Source organism: Azoarcus sp. Soil_N_20, assembly GCF_057656155.1.
In genome coordinates this window covers 581,309-601,663 of record NZ_JBDGKX010000001.1, presented here as the reverse complement: position 1 = coordinate 601,663, position 20,355 = coordinate 581,309, and the positions used below count along the sequence as shown (strand labels likewise).

The following is a 20,355-nucleotide window of genomic DNA, read 5'->3' as shown; positions in this document are numbered from 1 at the left end:
CGGTTGCAGGTCGCAACGGCACGTGCTCAGAAATCGCCCCAGCGCGCCTGTAGTGCGGCCAGGGCGGCCAACCCGGCCGTCTCCGTGCGCAGGACCCGAGGCCCGAGGCCGACTGCGATGCACCCCGACGCTCGACAAGCCGCAAGTTCGGCATCGGTCCAGCCCCCTTCCGGACCGATCATCAGGTGCAAGGCCGTCTCCGGCCGGGGCAGGTCGGCCAGTGGTCGCTCGCCACCCGGCGCCAGGATCAGTCTGCTCACCGTGGGCGTATCGTCGAGGTAGGCGGCAAGCGAGCGCAGCGGCCCGACTTCGGGCACGAGATTGCGCCCGCATTGTTCGCAGGCCGAGACCGCGACCTGTTGCCAGTGCGCCCGGCGCTTCTCGGCACGATCGCCGGTGAGCCGCAACACCGAGCGCTCGGCCTGCACCGGCATCACCGCGACCGCGCCGAGCTCGACCGCCTTCTGCACGATCCAGTCCATCTTGTCGCCGCTGGCCAGCGCCTGCACCAGCACCACTCGCAGCGGCGACTCGCGATTGATCTCGCGCCTGGCGCCGAGACGGGCAAAACCATGCTTGCCGCGAACCACGAGATGGGCCTCGACCTCGACCCCGGAGCCGTCGAACAACAGCAGCGGCTCCTCCGCGCGCAACCGCAAGACGCGCAGTGCGTGATGGGCGATCGTCTCGGGAAGTGCTACTTCTCCGTCCTGCGGCAGGACGCCGGAAAAATGGAAACGTGAAATCATCGTAAGATTATAGGCATGCGTACTCGCCGGAGACATGCCCGGACCGCTCCCGCAGGCCAGGAACCCTTTCCGCCGAAGCCGGGACGTCCCCGGGCACTCACCGCCCCACCCCCGAAGGAGTGCAAGAAATGTCGACAGCAGCCCAACGTCTGGCGCGCGCACGCGCCCTCGAATCCGTCGTGCGCGACATCACCCGCACGGAAATCCTGCCGCGTTACCTGAAGTCCTCGAGCAACCGCAAGTCGGACGGCTCGCTGTTTACCGAGGCCGACCTCGAATCCCAGCGTTGTTTCACCGAGGCCCTGCCCCAGCTGATGCCCGGTCCGGTGCTCGGCGAAGAAATGAGTGCCGAGGAACAGGGCCGTCTGTGGAGCGCCGGGCGACACGGACTGTGGTGTATCGATCCGATCGACGGCACCACCAACTTCGCCAACGGCATCCCCTTCTTTGCGGTTTCGATCGCCTATCTGGTCGATCACGAACCGCGTTTCGGCGTGGTGTACAACCCGATCACCGACGAGAGCTTCTACGCCGCCAAGGGCGCCGGCGCCTTCCTCAACGGCATTGAACTGCCCCTGCGCGCCGGCGCACAACACCTGGGCGAAGCGGTCGCCGGGGTGGACTTCAAGCGCATCAGCCACCATCTCGGCGACGAGCTGGCAGTTCGGCCACCGTACTACTCGCAGCGCAATTTCGGCTCGAGCGCCCTGGAGTGGTGCTTCGTCGCGGCCGGACGACTCGACGTCTATCTGCACGGCGGACAGATGCTGTGGGACTACGCGGCCGGACAGTTGATCCTGTCGGAATCGGGGGGCCAGGCCATGGCCCTGGACGGCGGCACCCTGATGGCGGGCCCGGCAGTCAAGCGCGGCATCATCGCCGCGACCAGCCCGGCACTGTTTGCAGAGTGGCGTGCCTGGGTCCAGGCCCACTCCTGACCGAAACCACCACGCCCTCGCCGCACAGCATCCGGGTTTATTATCCCTCCTGTCGTCATGCCCGCTACCATCATGAGCCCGTCCAGCCCCGCCGCAACCGAACCCGAAGTCCAGACCGACCGACGACAGTATCACCGTGTCCGCGCGCTCTTCGAGGAAGCCTACGTGTTGATCGCGCCCTTCTTCGCCAAGGAGAACCGCTGGGCGAACGCGACCCTGGACCACCTCGCCTATCGCGTCGTGCGCGACCACTATCCGGAGCTTTCCGCCGCCGAGGTCCATGTGCTGGTGGTCGCCGCCAGGCGGGTCTATGGCGACGGTGGGAACCCATGAAACCGGCAACGCCCCGTTCCCAATCTGTACGCTGCCCACGGATTCCATCATGTCCCTGAAGCATCCCATCATCGCTGTGACCGGCTCTTCGGGTGCCGGCACGACCACGGTCAAGCACACATTCGAGGCGATCTTTCATCGCGAGAACGTCAACGCCGGCATCGTCGAGGGTGACAGCTTTCACCGCTACACCCGGGCCGAGATGCGGGCGCTGATCGAGGAGGCCGAACTTGCCGGCAAGCGCGGTATCAGCCACTTCGGCCCGGAGGCCAACCTGTTCGAGGATCTCGAGAACCTGTTCAGGGCCTACGGCGAATCCGCCACCGGACGGCGTCGGTATTACATCCACAACGAGGCCCAGTCGATGCGCTGGAACCTGCCGATGGGCAGTTTCACCGCGTGGGAAGACCTCCCGGTCGGCACCGACTGCCTGTTTTACGAAGGCCTGCACGGCGCAGTCGTTGCCGACCGGGTCGACGTATCACGCCATGTCGACCTGCTGATCGGCGTGGTGCCCACGATCAACCTCGAGTGGATCCAGAAGCTGCACCGCGACACCCGGGTCCGCGGCTATTCGGCCGAGGCGGTACAGGACACCATCCTGCGCCGCATGCACGACTACGTCCATTACATCGTGCCGCAGTTCTCGCGCTCCCATATCAACTTCCAGCGCGTACCGGTGGTCGACACCTCCAATCCCTTCATCGCCCGCGACGTGCCGACCCTGGACGAATCCATGGTCGTGATCCGGTTCAAGGATCCACGCGGGGTGGATTTTCCGTACCTGCTGCGGATGATTCACGATGCATTCATGAGTCGCGCCAACACCATCGTCATCCCGGGCGGAAAGCTCGATCTGGCCATGCAGTTGATCCTTACGCCCTTGATCTGGAAGCTGATGGAGCGGCGACGACAGTGGGTCTAAGCGCCATGCCCCTACCAATACCCCCCCGTTTTCGGCGATAATTCCGGTTTTTCCAGCCGCCCCTCCCGGCCTCGAGGAAACCATGTCGCTGTCCAGAAACGTCACGCCCCCGGTTTTCAACCCCATCACCGGTGCCATTCGCGCCCTGGCGATGGACGCCGTACAGAAGGCCAATTCCGGCCATCCGGGAGCGCCGATGGGGATGGCCGAGATCGCCGAAGTCCTGTGGCGTCATCATCTGAAGCACAACCCGGCCAATCCGAAATGGGCCGACCGCGACCGCTTCGTGCTCAGCAACGGACATGGCTCGATGCTGATCTATGCCCTGCTCCATCTCACCGGCTACGATCTGCCGATCGACGAGCTCAAGCGTTTCCGCCAGCTGCACAGCATGACTCCGGGCCACCCCGAATACGGCTATACCCCTGGCGTCGAGACGACCACCGGGCCGCTCGGCCAGGGTATTGCCAACGCAGTCGGGATGGCGCTGGCCGAGAAAGTGCTCGCCGCCGAGTTCAACCGCTCCGGTCACGCCATCGTCGATCACCACACATGGGTTTTCCTCGGCGATGGCTGCCTGATGGAAGGGGTCAGCCACGAAGCCTGCTCGCTTGCCGGCACCCTGGGTCTGGGCAAGCTGACCGCGTTCTATGACGACAACAATATCTCGATCGACGGCCACGTCGACGGCTGGTTCACCGACGACACGCCGAAGCGCTTCGAGGCCTACGGCTGGCAGGTGATCCGCGATGTCCAGGGCCACGATCCGGTGGCGATCGAGGCCGCGATCGCGCAGGCTCGGGCCGACGCGACCCGGCCCACACTGATCTGCTGCAAGACCATCATCGGCGCCGGTGCCCCCAACAAGCAGGACAGCCACGACGTGCACGGCGCCCCGCTGGGCGCGACCGAGATCGATGCCGCACGTGCCCACATCGGCTGGAATCACCCGCCGTTCGAGATTCCTGCCGAGGTCTACGCGGCGTGGAATGCGCGCGACCAGGGTCGTGCGGCAGAGGCCGCGTGGAACGACAGGCTTGCGGCCTACGCAAAGGAATTTCCCGAACTCGCCACCGAGTTCCGCCGCCGGGTGATCGACAATGAACTACCTGCCGACTGGTCGAGCCACGTCGATGCCGTGATTGCAAGGATTGTCGACAAGGCCGAGACCATCGCCACCCGCAAGGCCAGTCAGAACAGCATCGAAGCCTTCGCGCCGAGCCTGCCCGAGCTGCTCGGCGGCTCGGCCGACCTCGCCGGCTCCAACCTCACCCTGTGGTCGGGCTCTAGGGGCGTCAGCAAGGCCAGTGGCGGCAACTACATCTATTACGGCGTGCGCGAATTCGGCATGGCCGCGATCGCCAACGGCATCAGCCTGCACGGTGGCCTGATTCCGTACACCGCGACCTTCCTGATGTTCAGCGAGTACGCCCGCAACGCCCTGCGCATGGCGGCGCTGATGAAACTGCGCCAGGTGTTCGTGTTCACCCATGACTCCATCGGCCTCGGCGAAGACGGCCCGACCCACCAGCCGGTGGAGCAGACCGCCACCCTGCGCCTGATCCCCAACATGGACGTGTGGCGCCCGTGCGACACCACCGAGTCGGCCATCGCCTGGGCGTGTGCCATCGAGCGCAAGGGCGGCCCGTCCGCGCTGTGCTTCTCACGCCAGAACCTGCCCTTCCAGGCGCGCACACCGGCACAGATCGCCGAGATCCGCCGCGGCGGCTACATCCTGTCCGAAGCGGCCGGCGGCAAGCCGCAGGCCGTGATCATTGCCACCGGCTCCGAAGTCGCACTCGCCACCGCGGCACAGAAGGCATTGCTCGCCGACGGCCTCGCGGTACGCGTAGTGTCCATCCCGTCGACCAATGTCTTCGACCGCCAGGACACCGCCTACAGGACGTCGGTCCTGCCTGCCGGACTGCCACGCATCGCGGTTGAGGCCGGAGTCACCGACGGCTGGCGCAAGTACGTCGGTCTCGAGGGCGCCGTGGTCGGCATCGACAGCTTTGGCGAATCCGCACCGGCCGGCGACCTGTTCAAGCACTTCGGCCTCACCACCGAGAGCGTGGTGCACGCGGTCAAGCAACGTATCCAGTAATCGCGCCGTCACCGCCGGACCGGCGCAGCACAGGCCGGTGCCAGGGGCGACGGCCCTCATTTTCAGTCCTTCAAGTCCGGAGTCTTTCAATGACCATCAAGATCGCCATCAACGGCTACGGCCGCATCGGCCGCTGTACCGTCCGCGCACTCTACGAACTCGGCCTGCGCGACCAGTTCGAGATCGTCGCCATCAATGCCTCCGGCGACCTGACCACCAACGCCCACCTGACCAAGTACGACACCACGCATGGCCGCTTCGCCTTCCCGGTCGAGACCGAAGGCGAGAACACCATCATCATCAACGGTGACCGCATCCCGTTCTACTCCACCAAGGACCCGCTGGCGATCAACTGGGGCGACCTCGGCGTGGATGTGCTGCTCGAATGCACCGGCGCCTATACCACCAAGGCCAAAGCCGACGTGCACCTGAAGCAGGGCGCGAAGAAGATCCTGATCTCGGCGCCGGGCGGCGACGACGTGGACGCGACCATCGTCTACGGCGTCAATCACGACGTGCTGACGAGCGCGATGACCGTGGTCTCGAACGCGTCGTGCACCACCAACTGCCTCGCCCCGGTGGCCAAGGTGCTGCAGGACAACATCGGCATCGAGAAGGGCCTGATGACCACCATCCACGCCTACACCAACGACCAGGTGCTGGTCGACGTGCGCCACAAGGACCTGCGCCGCGCCCGCGCCGCCGCGCACAACATCATCCCGACCAAGACCGGTGCGGCCAAGGCCGTCGGCCTGGTGTTGCCCGCGCTCAAGGGCCGGATCGACGGCTTCGCCCTGCGCGTGCCGACCATCAACGTGTCGCTGGTCGATCTCACCTTCACCGCCAGCCGCGCCACCACCAAGGAAGAGATCAACAGCCTGATGATCGAAGCCTCCAAGGGCGCGCTCAAGGGCGTGCTCGCGGTGAACGACGAACCGCTGGTGTCGATGGACTTCAATCACGACTCGCACTCCTCGGTGTTCGATGCCACCCAGACCCGCGTGATGGAGGGCAATCTGGTCAAGGTGCTCGCCTGGTACGACAATGAATGGGGCTATTCCTGCCGCATGCTGGATGCGGCCAAGGCGCTGGCCCAGGCCTGACGCGGCACCGACATGCGCACCGTCATGACCGGCAAGGCGTGGATCCCGTTCCACTTCGACACCGACGGCCACCGCTTCGAGACCGTTTACAAGGGTCGGGGCAGCCTGATCTACACCGACGGTGCCATCGGCGGCGCACGCGGCGTGCCAGTGGGTGTCAACCATGACGCGCGCAAAGACAGTTACCAGTAATCACAGTATCGGGCCGGGCCTCCTTCGGGCGCCCGGCCTCTTTCTTTCCGGAATCTCCAAATGCCCCTGCAAGTCAAGAAACTCGCCGAGCTCGATGTGCGCGGCAAGAAAATCTTCATCCGCGCCGACCTCAACGTGCCGCAGGATGACGCCGGCAACATCACCGAAGACACCCGCATCCGCGCCTCCATCCCGTCCATTCAGTACTGCCTGGACAACGGCGCCGCGGTCATGGTCACCTCCCACCTCGGCCGCCCCACCGAAGGGACCGTCGGCCCCGATGACACCCTCGCCCCGGTCGCGGTGCGCCTCGGGCAGTTGCTGCACAAGCCGGTGAAGCTGATCACCGACTGGGTCGACGGCGGCTTCACCGTCGAACCCGGCCAGATCGTGTTGCTGGAGAACTGCCGCTGCAACAAGGGCGAGAAGAAAGACAGCGAAGAACTGGCACAGAAGATGGCCGCCTTGTGCGACATCTATGTCAATGACGCCTTTGGTACCGCGCACCGCGCCGAGGCCACGACCCACGGCATCGCCCGCTTCGCCCCGGTGGCCTGCGCCGGCATGCTGATGGGCGCCGAGATCGACGCCCTGTCCAAGGCGCTGCACGCCCCGGCACGGCCGCTGGTCGCCATCGTCGGCGGCGCCAAGGTGTCGACCAAGCTCACCATCCTCAAGACGCTGGCCGAAAAGGTGGACCAGCTCATCGTCGGTGGCGGCATCGCCAATACCTTCCTGCTCGCCGCGGGCAAACGCATCGGCGAGTCGCTCGCCGAACCCGAGATGGTGCGCGAAGCGCAGCAGGTCATGGACATCATGAAGGCCCGCGGCGCCGAAGTACCGCTGCCGGTCGATGTGGTGGTGGCCGACGAAGTCTCGGCACTGGCGCGCGCCAACCGCATTCCGGTGGACGAGGTCGGCGCCCACGACCGCATCCTCGACTTCGGTCCGAAGTCCTCGGCCAAGCTCGCCGACATCATCGCTCACGCCGGCACCATCGTCTGGAACGGCCCGCTCGGGGTGTTCGAGCACGCCCAGTTCGCCGGTGGCACCAAGATGATGGCCTCGGCCATCGCCCACTCCGAGGCGTTCTCGATCGCCGGCGGCGGCGACACCCTGGCAGCGATCGCCAAGTTCCATATTGCCGACGACGTCGGTTACATTTCGACGGGCGGCGGCGCCTTCCTCGAGTTCCTCGAGGGCAAGACGCTCCCGGCGATCGCGGCGCTGGAAGCGCGGTATAACGATTGACGCACCGGGATGACAGCCACCGCAAGGCGGCTGTCATCCGCCGGCCGGGTCCGCGAACCCGCCGCGCCGGTCACTCCCGTCCCGGCGTGAATCGAACATCCACGCGAGCCTGTGCGCTTGCCCGAATCAATGCGGACCGAACAACATGCGGTCGGACTGCCTCCGTCCATTCTTGGCCCGGCGTTCCTCTACACGCTCGCCGACTTCGTACGCCTTGTGCAGGTAGACGTCGCGCCGCTGGACCGATCGCCGGTCGTCGAAATGGACATACACGCACGAACACGCGCTCCGTTTGCAGGACGGCAGCGGAATGGGCGGTGCCTCGGTCGACAGGAAGCGTTTGCCGCGCACGGCGCGGGCGGCATCACACGCGCCGCCCGCCGAGCGCACCTCCACCGCATGGAAAGACGCCACGCGGCTATCCCCCCCCAGGTCGAGTTCCTCCGCATCCTTGCCGCCGCTCCATTTCAGAAACGCGAAACACGCCAGCACAATCCCCGCGGCCAGTATCAGCAGGATTCCCATGTCGCTCATCATTCACCTCCCCATGTCTTTGTTTTTAGCATAGAACACGAAGCCGGCGCCGTCGCCCCGCCCCATCGGCCACCACTCCGCTAGAATCACGGGCGGCCTGCTCCCCACTATGCGCTGGACCAACCCGCGTCGTCACAACAACAGGAGACCGCATGTCCCGCCACACCAAGATCGTCGCCACCCTCGGCCCCGCCTCGACCGACGCGCACGTGCTCGAACGTATGGTCCATGCCGGCATCGACGTGGTCCGGATGAATTTCTCACATGGCAAGGCGGAGGACCATGTCGCCCGCGCCAACACCATCCGTGAGGCCTCGGAACGCGCAGGGCGGCCGGTCGGCATCCTCGCCGATCTGCAGGGACCGAAGATCCGGGTGGGCAAGTTCGAGGCCGGCAAGGTCACCCTCAGTCGCGATGCCGAATTCATTCTCGATGCACGGTGCGAAATCGGCAACGGGCTACGGGTCGGGCTGGACTACAAGGACCTGCCCAAGGATGTGAAGCCGGGCGACGTTTTGCTGCTCGATGACGGTCGGCTGAAACTGGTCGTCGAGCGGGTACTCGGCCACGAAATCCACACCCGCGTGCGGGTCGGCGGCGAACTGTCGAACAACAAGGGCATCAACCGTCAGGGCGGCGGGCTGACCGCACCGGCGCTCACCGCCAAGGATATGGACGACATCAAGACCGCCGCCCAGATCGGGGTCGATTTTGTCGCGGTCTCCTTCCCCAAGAGCGCCGCCGACATGTACATGGCGCGCCAGTTGCTGCGCGCCGCGGGCAGCGACGCCCTGCTGATCGCCAAGATCGAGCGCACCGAGGCAGTGGCCAATCTCGACGAGATTCTCGACGCCTCGGACGGGATCATGGTCGCGCGCGGCGACCTTGCGGTGGAAGTCGGTGATGCGGCCGTGCCCGCACTACAGAAAAAAATGATCCGCGCGGCCCGCGATCGCAACAAGCTCACCATCACCGCCACCCAGATGATGGAATCGATGATCCTCAGTCCGGTCCCGACCCGCGCCGAAGTGTCGGATGTGGCCAACGCGGTGCTCGATGGCACCGACGCGGTGATGCTTTCGGCCGAGACCGCTTCGGGCCAGTTCCCGGTCGAGGTGGTCGAGGCGATGAGCCGGGTGTGTCTGGAAGCCGAGAAGTCGGCCGAGGTCAGTCTCGACCGCGAAGTGTTGAACCGCGTGTTCACCCGCATCGACCAGTCGATCGCGATGGCGGCGATCTGGACCGCCTATCACCTCAAGGTGAAGGCGATCGCCTCGCTCACCCAGACCGGCTCCACCGCGTTGTGGATGAGTCGCCTCAATAGCGGCGTGCCGATCTACGCCATCACGCCGGAAGTCAGCGCACGCAACCAGATGACGCTGTACCGCGAGGTCTATCCGCTGCTGATCAGCCAGACCCACTATGATCGTGACCTGCTGCTGTGGGAAGCGGAGCAGATCCTGCTCGACCAGGGCGTGGTCGATTATGGCGACCTGATCGTGCTGACCATCGGCGAGCCGATCGGCGCCTCGGGCGGCACCAATACGCTCAAGATCGTGCGGGTCGGCGAACATCCCCACCCGGGCAGCCTGGAGTAAGCCGGTCGGGTGACACCTTGTCACCGTTGCGATTGTCTCAATCCGTGTGAGCCTGTTCCGGCCGGAGCGGCTCACGGGATAAAATGAATGCCGTCCTTATCTACCCGCACCTACCGGTCGCCCTGCGCCGGCGCCCTCGGAGATTTTCCATGCCTCTCGTATCCATGCGTCAGCTGCTCGATCACGCTGCCGAAAACGCCTATGGTCTCCCGGCCTTCAACGTAAACAACCTGGAACAGGTCCAGGCCATCATGGAAGCAGCCGCCGAAGCGGACAGCCCGGTGATCATGCAGGCCTCGGCCGGTGCGCGGAAATATGCCGGCGAAGCCTTCCTGCGCCACCTCATCGCCGCGGCAGTCGAGGCCTATCCGAACATCCCGGTGGTGATGCACCAGGACCACGGCCAGAGCCCGGCTATCTGCATGGGCGCGATCCGCTCCGGTTTCTCCAGCGTGATGATGGACGGCTCGCTGCTCGAAGACGGCAAGACCCCCTCGTCCTACGACTACAACGTTGCGGTGAGTCGCGAAGTGGTGAAGTTCTCGCACGCCATCGGGGTGACCGTGGAAGCCGAACTGGGCTGCCTCGGCTCGCTCGAGACCGGGCAGGCCGGCGAGGAGGACGGCGTCGGCGCCGAAGGCACGCTGGACCACTCCCAGTTGCTGACCGATCCTGACCAGGCCGCTGATTTCGTCCGGCAGACCGACTGCGACGCGCTCGCGATCGCCATCGGTACCAGCCACGGCGCCTACAAGTTCACCCGCAAGCCCACCGGCGACATTCTCGCGATCGAGCGCATCAAGGCCATCCATGAGCGCCTGCCGAACACCCACCTGGTGATGCACGGCTCGAGCTCGGTGCCGCAGGAACTGCTCGAGATCATCCGCCAGTACGGCGGCGACATGAAGGAAACCTACGGCGTGCCGGTCGAGGAGATCGTCGAAGGCATCAAGTACGGCGTGCGCAAGATCAACATCGACACCGACATCCGTCTGGCGATGACCGGCGCGGTGCGCAAGTTCCTGTTCGAGAACCCGTCCAAGTTCGACCCGCGCGAGTTCAACAAACCGGCGCGCGAAGCCGCAAAGCAGGTGTGCAAGGCCCGCTTCGAAGCCTTCGGCTGCGCCGGCATGGCCTCGAAGATCAAGCCGCTGTCGCTCGACGCCATGGCAGCGCGCTACAAGTCGGGGCAACTGACCCAGATCGTGCGCTGAATCCGCACCGCCCCGGCGACGGACGGCCTTCGGGGCGCGTGCTGCGTTCTCCGCCGTATCCGCACATTCCGGATGCGCACAAAGCGGGCGTTAACGCATAATCAGGGGCATCACGGAGGAGCACCGTACGATGTCCAAGGCCAATCTCAGGCTACGTATCACTTTCGACTTCGAGCTCGCGGCGCCGGGTGCGTTGGCGACCTCCGACCATGAGGCCCTGTGCCGGGAAATGCACAGTCTGCTCGGCCCACTGGTCTTCCAGGGCATGCCGACGGTCACCGCCAAGCAACTCGCCAAAGCGGGCGCCGCGATCCTCGGCCACCACCACCACCTCGACGTCCGCAATCTGGCAGCGCCCACCATCGCGCGTGAAGCGCTGATCGCTGCCGCCCCGCATCTGACCGACGACGAACTCGACCAGCTCGGTCACCGGGCAACTGCCAAGGCGCCGGCTGCTGCCGACGAACTGCAGCGCTTCCTGCGCCGTCAGGCCCTGGCGATGGTCAACGACTACCGTCTGGTGCCGTGCACAGTCGAGGCCCGGCTCAATTCGGGTGCCGATGCGCGCCTGACGGCGACCCTCAACCTGACCAACGGCAGCGTGATGGTCGGCGAGCGCGACCGCCAGCACCGGCTGCAGGCAAAGCAGGACGAGATCACCGTCGTCGCCGGCAGTGTTCGCCTGCCGGCCTCGTGCGCAGGGCATACGCTGAGCGGCCCGGTGATCGAAGTCGCGGTATCCGAGATCGCCCGCTCCCGCACGCCGCTCATCGCAAGTTGGCAGAAGCACGCATGAGCGCGCCCCGCCGTCACTGCTTCACTTACGGCTCGCTGATGTGCGAAAACATCATGTTCGCCGTCTGTGGCGTGGCGCTCGCGGCAACCCCCGCCGTGCTCGAGGGCTTCAGCCGCCACCCGGTGCGCGATGAAGACTATCCCGGCATGGTGCCGGCAGGCGACGGCAAAGTCCGCGGGGTGTTGTATTACGACCTGCCGCCATCGGCCATCGCCCGCCTCGACACGTTCGAAGGCGAGCAGTATGTCCGCCGCGAGGTCAGGGTGACGTTCGCCGACGGCAGCACGGTCGACGCGGACACCTACCTCTTCCGCCCCGAACATGCCGCCCTGCTGCTGCCCGGCGACTGGGACTATGCGCGTTTCCTGCGCGAAGGCCGACAACGCTTCGAGCGCCGCTATCTCGGCTACACGCGGATCTGAAGACGGGGCGAGCGCTCAGTACGTTTCGCTCTGTCCGCTCCACATCTCCGGCTCGAACGCGACCACCCGGTTGCGGCCGCTCTCCTTGGCCCGGTACAGCGCCACGTCGGCGAATTTCACCGTCTGCCAGAACGAGTTGTTGTCATCGGCAAGCATGGCAAGGCCCACGGAAATCGTCTTCTGCAGCACCAGACCGTTGATCTGCACCTTCATTGCCTCGACCGTCTGGCGGATGTTCTCCCCCACCTTCAGCGCCGCGTTCTGATCGGCATCCTGCAGCACGATCAGGAACTCCTCGCCACCGAAGCGGATCACCATGTCGGACGCGCGCACCGCCTGCCGCAGCACGCCCGCCAGCGCCTTGAGCACCGCATCGCCGGCATCGTGGCCGTGGGTGTCGTTGACCACCTTGAAGTAGTCCAGATCGAGCATCATCACCGCCAGCGGCATCTTGCGCCGCCGCGCGTTGGCGATCAGGGTATCGACGTACTCCTCGAGGAATCGGCGGTTGTTGAGCCCGGTCATCGCATCGCGCAGCGACGATTCGCGCAGGGTTTCGGTCAGGCGCTTGGCCTCGAGCACCGGCGCCATCTCGCGCAGATAGACGTGGACATAGGGCACCTGCTCCGCGAGCGCGGCGGCGTCGTGCTCGGCCACCACCAGCTGGATCACACTGCCCACGGTGCCCGACTGGATGATCGGCACGCAGTAATGGCGTCGCGGCTCGCTCGCGTCGGCAGGCTGGCGGAAGGCGTAGCACAGCCCGGGGTGAATCAGGCCGTCGACCAGATGTCCGGTACGCCGCGCACGACACATGTCGCTGCGCCCCAGGATCTGCGGATCACACCAGCGGCATTCGCCACCCGGCAGGCCGTCGACCGCGATCGGCACCATCTGCTTCGCGCCCTCGGTCTCATAGATCGAGAACTCGCGGATGCCGAAGCGCTCGACCAGCACCTTGCCGAAACGATCGTAGATCTCGCGCTTGTGCTCGTCCTCTTCGATCGCCTGTTTGAACGTCGACGCGTCGGCCAGACCATTGACCATGTCGATGGTGGCTTCGAGCTGGTTCTCGTCCTGCCCCGGGTTACGACCGGTCAGTTGCACCACGCGCTGGCTGATGCGCGACAGACCCTCGTCGAGGAACGCGAGCAGGCTGTTGGTCTGACTGGCAATCTTGCCGATCTCGTCGTCGGTTCTCTGCTCCAGGCGTCCCTTGAAATCGCCTTTCAGCGCGCGCTGTACCGCCTTCTCGACGGCCTGCGCGGCTTCCCCGACCGGCACGATGAGGCGGCGGGCGAGGATCAGCGCCGCCAGCGAGAACAGCGCCACCGCCAGCATGATGATGGCCACCGCCACCAGCGCCGTGCGCTTGATCTCCTCCAGCGACAACTCGATCGTCACCGCGCCGAGTACCGTACCCTCGGTCACCTGGTGGCACTGCAAACAATTGGGAACGCCGCGCGACGTGGCGGCAAAAGGGATGGTGCCGCGAAACGCCGCCCCGGCGCTGGTGTCGTTCAACGCGTAGTGGGCCTGGCCGCTCGCCAAGACCTGGCGTTCGATCTCGTCTGCAGCCTCCTCCTGGGCCATGCCCTTGCCGAACTGCGCGTTGACGTGATGCGAGCGGATCACCCGCGCCGACAGCAAACCTTCCACCTCCTTGAGGCGAGCGAGGAACTGTTCGCGCTTGTCGATCACGCCATGAATCATGGCTTCGGTCAGATGTACCCGCACCATCTCCGCCGCCGTGCGGACATGCGCCGTGGACGACGAAATCGAGAAACTACGAAAGGCGTAGAGGCTGATCAGGGCAAGCGTCAGCAGGATACCGAGTGCCACTGCGGCCAGCAGGAGCGTGATCTTGCGGTTCAGATTCATGCATGCTCCAACATCGATGGCGTTGACTGCGTCTGAAGCCGGCGATTATCGCAGATATAACCATTTTACTAAAATAGACAATACTCGCCGTACCGCCCGATGTGCGCCCCCGGGGCATCAGCGGAACCCGCCTTTCCGGCTGCTCAGGGACTGATCGCGCGCATCATCGCCGCACCGTCCGACTGCAGGAATTCGAGCAAGGCCTCGAGTGCGGGGGTCAGCGGCCGCTCGGCCTGTACCAGCACGTTCCACTCACGGATCACCGGCGTGTCCTGCACATCCAGCCGTACCAGGCGGCCGCTTTCGACCTCCATCGCAAAGGTGTGATGCGACAGGAAGGCGATGCCCATCCCCGCCATCACCGCCTGCTTCAGGGTCTCATTGCTGCCGAGTTCGTCCGCGGCCAGCGGCTTGATGCCGTGTGCGCGCAGAAAGCGCTCCAGATTGGTTCGCGTGCCCGAGCCACGCTCGCGCAGCAACAGGCGCTCGCCGGCCAGCGCCGATGGCAGGATATGGTGCCGCCCGGCGAGCGGATGATCCGGCCGCGCGACGAAGGACAGCCGATGCGGGGCGAACGGAATCCGGCGCAGCGTCATGCCGCGCGGCGGCTGACCCATGATCGCGAGGTCGGCGCGCTGCTCCTGCAGCAGGGCATGCACACGATCGCGGTTCTCCACGGTGAGTCGAAACTTGATGTCGGGATGGCGGCGGCCGAACTCGGCCAGCAGATGGGGCACGAAATATTCCGCGGTAGTGATCGCCACCACCTCCAAGGTCCCCGAGGCCACTCCCCGCATCGACTTGAGCTCGACTTCCGCCATTTCCAGCGCCGCCAATGCCTCGCGCGCGCGGCGCACGAACACCTCCCCCGCGGAAGTCAGGTGAATCTCGCGCCGGCCGTCGACCAGCACCTGCCCGACGATCGCCTCCAACTCCTTGATCTGCATCGATACTGCCGGCTGGGTAAGATGCAGCAGACGCGCGGCCAGGGTGAAGCTGGCGGTTTCGGCCACGGCGACAATGGCGCGGATCTGCCTGAGGGTCAGACGTTGCGCGAGTTTCATCAGAAAACCTTATCTCAAATGCACAATATTCATCATTGGAGCTTATCTCACTAAATCCTTAATGTCTCATCACCAGACCAAAGGAGACCGACATGGGCGCACCCGATACCCCGCAGCAAATCCTCGATCCCAAGAAGCGCTATCAGCCCGGCGTGCTCAAATACGCGCAGATGGGCTACTGGGACGGCGACTACGAACCCAAGGCCACCGACATCCTGGCGGTCTTCCGCATCACTCCGCAAGAGGGCGTGGATCCGATCGAAGCCGCTGCGGCCGTTGCCGGTGAGTCCTCCACCGCGACCTGGACCGTGGTGTGGACCGACCGCCTCACCGCCTCCGAGATGTATCGTGCCAAAGCCTACCGCATCGACCCGGTGCCGGGACAGGAAGGACAGTATTTCTGCTGGGTGGCCTACGACCTCGATCTGTTCGAGGAAGGCTCGATCGCAAACCTCACCGCCTCGATCATCGGCAACGTGTTCAGCTTCAAGCCGTTGAAAGCCTGCCGCCTGGAGGACATGCAGTTTCCGGTGGCTTATGTGAAGACCTTCCGCGGCCCACCGACCGGCATCGTGGTCGAGCGCGAGCGCCTGGACAAGTTCGGCCGTCCGCTGCTGGGCGCGACGATGAAGCCCAAGCTCGGCCTGTCAGGCAAGAACTACGGCCGGGTGGTGTACGAAGGCCTGCGCGGTGGGCTTGATTTCACCAAGGACGACGAGAACATCAACTCGCAGCCCTTCATGCACTGGCGCGACCGCTTCCTGTACTGCATGGAAGGGGTCAACCAGGCCGCGGCACAGACCGGTGAGATCAAGGGCCACTACCTCAACATCACCGCCGGGACCATGGAAGAGATGTACAAGCGCGCCGAACTGGCTCGCGATCTCGGCTCCTGCGTGGTCATGATCGACCTCGTCATCGGCTGGACGGCGATCCAGTCGATGAGCAACTGGTGCCGCGACAACGACATGATCCTGCACATGCACCGTGCTGGCCACGGTACCTACACCCGGCAGAAGAACCACGGGGTGAGCTTCCGCGTGATCGCCAAGTGGCTGCGTCTGGCCGGCGTCGATCATCTGCACGCGGGCACCGCGGTGGGCAAGCTCGAAGGCGATCCGATGACGGTACAGGGCTTCTACAACGTCTGCCGCGACACCGTCACCAAACAGGACCTGCCGCGCGGCCTGTTCTTCGACCAGGACTGGGCGAGCCTGAACAAGGTGATGCCGGTTGCCTCGGGCGGCATCCATGCCGGGCAGATGCACCAGTTGCTCGACCTCTTCGGCGACGAAGTGGTGTTGCAGTTCGGGGGCGGCACCATCGGCCACCCGATGGGCATCCAGGCTGGCGCCCAGGCCAACCGCGTGGCCCTGGAGACGATGGTGATGGCGCGCAATGAAGGCCGCGACATCGTGAATGAAGGCCCGCAGATCCTCGTCGAAGCCGCGAAATGGTGCCAGCCGCTGCGTGCCGCGCTCGATACCTGGGGTGACATCACCTTCAATTACACCAGTACCGACACGTCGGACTTCGTGGCCACGCCGACCACGGCGTAAGGGCGAGAAGCGGCGGGTTGAAACCCGCCCGGCGCCGTGCCCGGAACAGGGCTCGACGCCGAGACCCGTATCCCGAGGCGCAATGGCCCCCCGGCCGGCGCCACGACCGAACATAGAGGAGACACCATCATGCGCATCACCCAAGGCTGCTTTTCCTTCCTGCCCGACCTCACCGACGCCCAGATCGCCGCCCAGGTCGCCTATTGCCTGCAACAGGGCTGGGCGGTTTCGCTGGAATACACTGACGATCCCCATCCGCGCAACAACTACTGGTCGATGTGGGGCCTGCCGATGTTCGACCTCGCCGACCCCGCCGGCGTGATGCAGGAACTCGCCGCCTGCCGCGACGCGCAGCCGGAACACTACATCCGCGTGAACGCTTTCGATTCGACCCGCGGCTGGGAGACGGTGCGGATGTCCTTCATCGCCCAGCGCCCGTCCGTGGAGCCCGGCTTCCGCCTCGTGCGCCAGGAAACCGACGGCCGCAAACTGCAGTACCGGCTGGAGAGCTACGCCGTGCTGCGCAGCCCCGAGGGCGAACGCTACAGCGCTTGACGGACGCCGTGCGGTGCGAGATCTCGCGATCTTGCACCGTCCCGCCCGACCCACCGCATGCGCGCCACCATCCGTTGTACCGCAGGAGACCATCATGACCGCAAGCGACCTTCAGCATCTGGCCCCTCCCGGGGAAACCGCCCGGCCGGTGGCCGAGCACCGCATCGACCTCGCCGCCGAGTACGCCGAAGCCGGCATCGCCGATGTGCTCGAACGACTCGAGCAAGACCTCGTCGGCCTCGCCCCGGTCAAGCGCCGGGTGCGCGAGATCGCCGCCCTGCTGCTGGTCGACCGCGTGCGTCAGCGTCTCGGGCTGGCGACCGAAGCGCCCTCGCTGCACATGAGCTTCACCGGCAACCCCGGCACCGGCAAGACCACGGTCGCGATGCGCATGGCCGAGATCCTGCAGCGCCTCGGCTACTGCCGACGCGGCCATGTGGTGGCGGTCACCCGTGACGATCTCGTCGGCCAGTACATCGGTCACACCGCGCCCAAGACCAAGGAGGTGCTCAAGCGTGCCATGGGCGGGGTGCTGTTCATCGACGAGGCCTATTACCTCTACCGCCCGGAGAACGAGAAGGACTACGGCCAGGAAGCGATCGAGATCCTGCTTCAGGTAATGGAGAACCAGCGCGACGACCTGGTGGTGATCCTCGCCGGCTACGCCGAACGCATGGAGCACTTCTTCGAGTCCAACCCCGGCATGAAGTCGCGCATCGCTCACCATGTGGACTTCCCCGACTACGGCACCGCCGAACTCGGCGAGATCGCCGAGCGCATGCTGTCGCAATGGAACTACCGTTTCGACCCGGCCGCCCGGCTCGCCTTCAACGAATACATCGCCCTGCGCCGTGCCCGCCCGCACTTCGCCAATGCGCGCAGCATCCGCAACGCCCTCGACCGCATGCGCATGCGCCAGGCCTTGCGCCTGTTCGAGTCGGGCGCGACCGTCGATGCCATCGCCCTGACCACCCTGACCGAGGCCGACGTCCGCGCCAGCCGCCAGTTCACAGCCGCAGCCACCCGCACGCTCACCGACGACGAACGCGATGTGGACTTCGACCCCGAGCGCGGCACCGACCGCATCGACTACTGAATCACGCACTTCGAGGCCACTGCCATGTTCAGCATCGACCGCAGCACCCTGACCGAATACCTGATCGACAACCGCCGCCAGCACCCCGAGGCCACCGGCGAACTCAACGCCCTGATCCTGCAGGTCGCCCAGGCGTGCAAGGCAATCTCGCGCGCGGTCGCCCACGGCGCGCTGGCCAATATGCTCGGAGACTACGGCCAGGCCAACGTGCAGGGTGAGCAGCAGAAGAAACTCGACGTGCTCGCCGACGAGATCTTCCTGCGCGCCACTCATTGGGGCGGCGGGCTGGCCGGCATGGTGTCGGAGGAGAACGAGGCGCCGATTCCGCTTCCCGCAGGAGACACCCGCGGCAAGTACCTGCTGGTGTTCGACCCGCTCGACGGCTCGTCCAATATCGACGTCAACGTGTCGGTCGGCTCGATCTTCTCCATCCTGCGCGCCCCCACGCCGGGCGAGGATGCCGAACCCGAGGACTTCCTGCAGCCCGGCACCCGCCAGGTCGCCGCCGGCTACGCCATCTACGGCCCGTCGACCATGCTCGTGCTGACTGTCGGCAACGGGGTGGCCGGGTTCACCTTCAACCCGATCATCGGCGACTTCTTCCTCACTCATCCGGACATCCGCATCCCCGAAGCCACCCGCGAGTTCGCCATCAACGCCTCCAACGCCCGCTTCTGGGAGCCACCGGTGCGCCGCTATGTGGACGAGTGCCTCGCCGGCAAGGGCGGTGCGCGCGGCACCGACTTCAACATGCGCTGGGTGGCCTCGCTGGTGGCCGAGACTCACCGCATCCTGATGCGCGGCGGCGTCTTCCTCTACCCGCGCGATCGCAAGGATCCGGTCCGGCCCGGGCGTCTGCGCCTGCTCTACGAGTGCAATCCGATCGGCCTGATCATCGAACAGGCGAGTGGTCGCGCCTCCACCGGAGAACATCCGATCCTCGATGTCCAACCCGAGTCCCTGCATCAACGCATCGGCTTCGTGTTCGGCTCGAAGGAGGAGGTCGAGCGCATCGAGCGTTATCACGCCGATCCGCTGTTCGGCACCGTTGACACGCCCTTGCCGCTGTTCAACAGCCGCTCGCTGTTCAACGACCCCGCATTCTCACAGTAAGGGAGGACCATCATGTCCGAACGCCATCCGATCGTCGCCATCACCGGTTCTTCCGGCGCCGGCACCAGCACCGTGCAGCGCACCTTCGAGGAGATTTTCCGCCGCGAATCCGTCACCGCCGCGGTGATCGAGGGCGACAGCTTCCACGCCCACGACCGCATGGCGATGCGCGCCAAGCTCGCCGAGGCCGAGTCCGGCGGCAAGCTGTCGCACTTCAGCCACTTCGGCTCCGAAGCCAACCTGTTCGCCGAACTCGAGCAGTTGTTCCGCTCCTATGCCGAATCGGGCAGCGGCCGCCGTCGCAGATACCTGCACAGCCGCGAGGAGGCCGAGCCCTACAAGCAGGAACCGGGCACCTTCACCGCCTGGGAGGACATTCCGACGGGCACCGACCTGCTGTTCTACGAGGGTCTGCACGGCGCGGTGCAACACGACGGCATCGACGTCTCGCGCTTCCCCGATCTGCTGATCGGGGTGGTCCCGGTGGTCAATCTGGAGTGGATCCAGAAGCTGCATCGCGACAAGAACATGCGCGGCTATTCGACCGAGGCGGTCACCGACACCATCCTGCGCCGCATGCACGACTACGTGCATTACATCGTGCCGCAGTTCGCCCGCACCCATGTGAACTTCCAGCGCGTGCCGATGGTGGATACCTCCAACCCGTTCATCGCCCGGACCATCCCGACTGCCGACGAATCGATGGTGGTGATCCGCTTCGCCAACCCCAAGGGGATCGACTTCCAGTATCTGCAGAACATGGTCCACGGCAGCTTCATGAGCCGGGCGAACACCATCGTGGTGCCGGGCGGCAAGATGGAACTGGCGATGCAGCTGATCTTCACCCCCTTCATCTGGCGCCTGATGGAGCGGCGGAGGAAGCTGCTGTGACCCACGGTCCCGACGCGCACGCAGCCAAGCCCGATGT

20 protein-coding genes are annotated in these 20,355 nt (G+C 65.4%); 16 read left to right on the top strand and 4 right to left on the bottom strand.

The window, feature by feature from the left end:
- Nucleotides 1–26: 26 nt before the first annotated feature.
- Nucleotides 27–749, bottom strand: a complete 723-nt coding sequence (locus tag AC3A35_RS02800; RefSeq protein WP_487434375.1) for a 16S rRNA (uracil(1498)-N(3))-methyltransferase — start codon at nt 747–749, stop codon at nt 27–29.
- A gap of 128 nt (nt 750–877) precedes the next feature.
- Between AC3A35_RS02800 and AC3A35_RS02795 the strand changes: the two genes are divergently transcribed.
- The 7 genes from AC3A35_RS02795 to AC3A35_RS02765 all read left to right on the top strand — a co-directional run bounded on the left by AC3A35_RS02795 (nt 878) and on the right by AC3A35_RS02765 (nt 7,595).
- Complete coding sequence (locus tag AC3A35_RS02795) at nt 878–1,687, top strand: inositol monophosphatase family protein (protein ID WP_487434374.1); 810 nt, start codon at nt 878–880, stop codon at nt 1,685–1,687.
- Between the two features lie 72 nt (nt 1,688–1,759).
- Complete coding sequence (locus tag AC3A35_RS02790; RefSeq protein WP_487434373.1) at nt 1,760–2,020, top strand: hypothetical protein; 261 nt, start codon at nt 1,760–1,762, stop codon at nt 2,018–2,020.
- 49 nt (nt 2,021–2,069) lie between these two features.
- Nucleotides 2,070–2,945, top strand: a complete 876-nt coding sequence (locus tag AC3A35_RS02785; protein WP_487434372.1) for a phosphoribulokinase — start codon at nt 2,070–2,072, stop codon at nt 2,943–2,945.
- A gap of 82 nt (nt 2,946–3,027) precedes the next feature.
- Nucleotides 3,028–5,049, top strand: coding sequence for a transketolase (tkt, locus tag AC3A35_RS02780; protein ID WP_487434371.1), 2,022 nt, complete (start codon nt 3,028–3,030; stop codon nt 5,047–5,049).
- Between the two features lie 89 nt (nt 5,050–5,138).
- On the top strand, nt 5,139–6,152 hold the full coding sequence (gap, locus tag AC3A35_RS02775) for a type I glyceraldehyde-3-phosphate dehydrogenase (RefSeq protein ID WP_487434370.1): 1,014 nt from the start codon (nt 5,139–5,141) through the stop codon (nt 6,150–6,152).
- Nucleotides 6,153–6,164: 12 nt separating this feature from the next.
- Nucleotides 6,165–6,344: a hypothetical protein gene (locus AC3A35_RS02770; RefSeq protein ID WP_487434369.1), complete on the top strand. Its 180-nt coding sequence runs from the start codon at nt 6,165–6,167 to the stop codon at nt 6,342–6,344.
- A gap of 66 nt (nt 6,345–6,410) precedes the next feature.
- Nucleotides 6,411–7,595, top strand: a complete 1,185-nt coding sequence (locus tag AC3A35_RS02765) for a phosphoglycerate kinase (protein ID WP_487434708.1) — start codon at nt 6,411–6,413, stop codon at nt 7,593–7,595.
- Between the two features lie 126 nt (nt 7,596–7,721).
- Here AC3A35_RS02765 and AC3A35_RS02760 read toward each other — a convergent pair whose 3' ends face one another.
- On the bottom strand, nt 7,722–8,132 hold the full coding sequence (locus tag AC3A35_RS02760) for a hypothetical protein (protein WP_487434368.1): 411 nt from the start codon (nt 8,130–8,132) through the stop codon (nt 7,722–7,724).
- A 149-nt stretch (nt 8,133–8,281) separates the two neighbouring features.
- Between AC3A35_RS02760 and pyk the strand changes: the two genes are divergently transcribed.
- From pyk to AC3A35_RS02740, 4 genes are all read left to right on the top strand, one after another.
- Complete coding sequence (gene pyk, locus AC3A35_RS02755; protein WP_487434367.1) at nt 8,282–9,727, top strand: pyruvate kinase; 1,446 nt, start codon at nt 8,282–8,284, stop codon at nt 9,725–9,727.
- A 149-nt stretch (nt 9,728–9,876) separates the two neighbouring features.
- Nucleotides 9,877–10,941, top strand: a complete 1,065-nt coding sequence (gene fba / locus AC3A35_RS02750) for a class II fructose-bisphosphate aldolase (protein ID WP_487434366.1) — start codon at nt 9,877–9,879, stop codon at nt 10,939–10,941.
- A 130-nt stretch (nt 10,942–11,071) separates the two neighbouring features.
- A complete protein-coding gene (locus AC3A35_RS02745; protein ID WP_487434365.1) occupies nt 11,072–11,737 on the top strand; it encodes a hypothetical protein in 666 nt (221 codons plus the stop codon).
- Entirely contained in the window at nt 11,734–12,159 is a 426-nt protein-coding gene (locus AC3A35_RS02740) for a gamma-glutamylcyclotransferase family protein (RefSeq protein ID WP_487434364.1), read from the top strand. The genes AC3A35_RS02745 and AC3A35_RS02740 overlap by 4 nt, the downstream gene beginning before the upstream one ends.
- Before the next feature lie 15 nt (nt 12,160–12,174).
- Here AC3A35_RS02740 and AC3A35_RS02735 read toward each other — a convergent pair whose 3' ends face one another.
- A complete protein-coding gene (locus tag AC3A35_RS02735; protein WP_487434363.1) occupies nt 12,175–14,040 on the bottom strand; it encodes a diguanylate cyclase in 1,866 nt (621 codons plus the stop codon).
- Between the two features lie 143 nt (nt 14,041–14,183).
- Nucleotides 14,184–15,104, bottom strand: a complete 921-nt coding sequence (locus AC3A35_RS02730; RefSeq protein WP_487434362.1) for a LysR substrate-binding domain-containing protein — start codon at nt 15,102–15,104, stop codon at nt 14,184–14,186.
- A gap of 92 nt (nt 15,105–15,196) precedes the next feature.
- Between AC3A35_RS02730 and AC3A35_RS02725 the strand changes: the two genes are divergently transcribed.
- From AC3A35_RS02725 to AC3A35_RS02705, 5 genes are all read left to right on the top strand, one after another.
- Nucleotides 15,197–16,663, top strand: coding sequence for a form I ribulose bisphosphate carboxylase large subunit (locus AC3A35_RS02725; RefSeq protein WP_487434361.1), 1,467 nt, complete (start codon nt 15,197–15,199; stop codon nt 16,661–16,663).
- Nucleotides 16,664–16,792: 129 nt separating this feature from the next.
- On the top strand, nt 16,793–17,218 hold the full coding sequence (locus AC3A35_RS02720; protein ID WP_487434360.1) for a RuBisCO small subunit-like domain-containing protein: 426 nt from the start codon (nt 16,793–16,795) through the stop codon (nt 17,216–17,218).
- 94 nt (nt 17,219–17,312) lie between these two features.
- A complete protein-coding gene (gene cbbX, locus AC3A35_RS02715; RefSeq protein ID WP_487434359.1) occupies nt 17,313–18,314 on the top strand; it encodes a CbbX protein in 1,002 nt (333 codons plus the stop codon).
- 24 nt (nt 18,315–18,338) lie between these two features.
- On the top strand, nt 18,339–19,427 hold the full coding sequence (locus AC3A35_RS02710; protein ID WP_487434358.1) for a class 1 fructose-bisphosphatase: 1,089 nt from the start codon (nt 18,339–18,341) through the stop codon (nt 19,425–19,427).
- A 12-nt stretch (nt 19,428–19,439) separates the two neighbouring features.
- Nucleotides 19,440–20,318, top strand: a complete 879-nt coding sequence (locus AC3A35_RS02705) for a phosphoribulokinase (protein WP_487434357.1) — start codon at nt 19,440–19,442, stop codon at nt 20,316–20,318.
- The last annotated feature ends 37 nt before the right edge of the window (nt 20,319–20,355 follow it).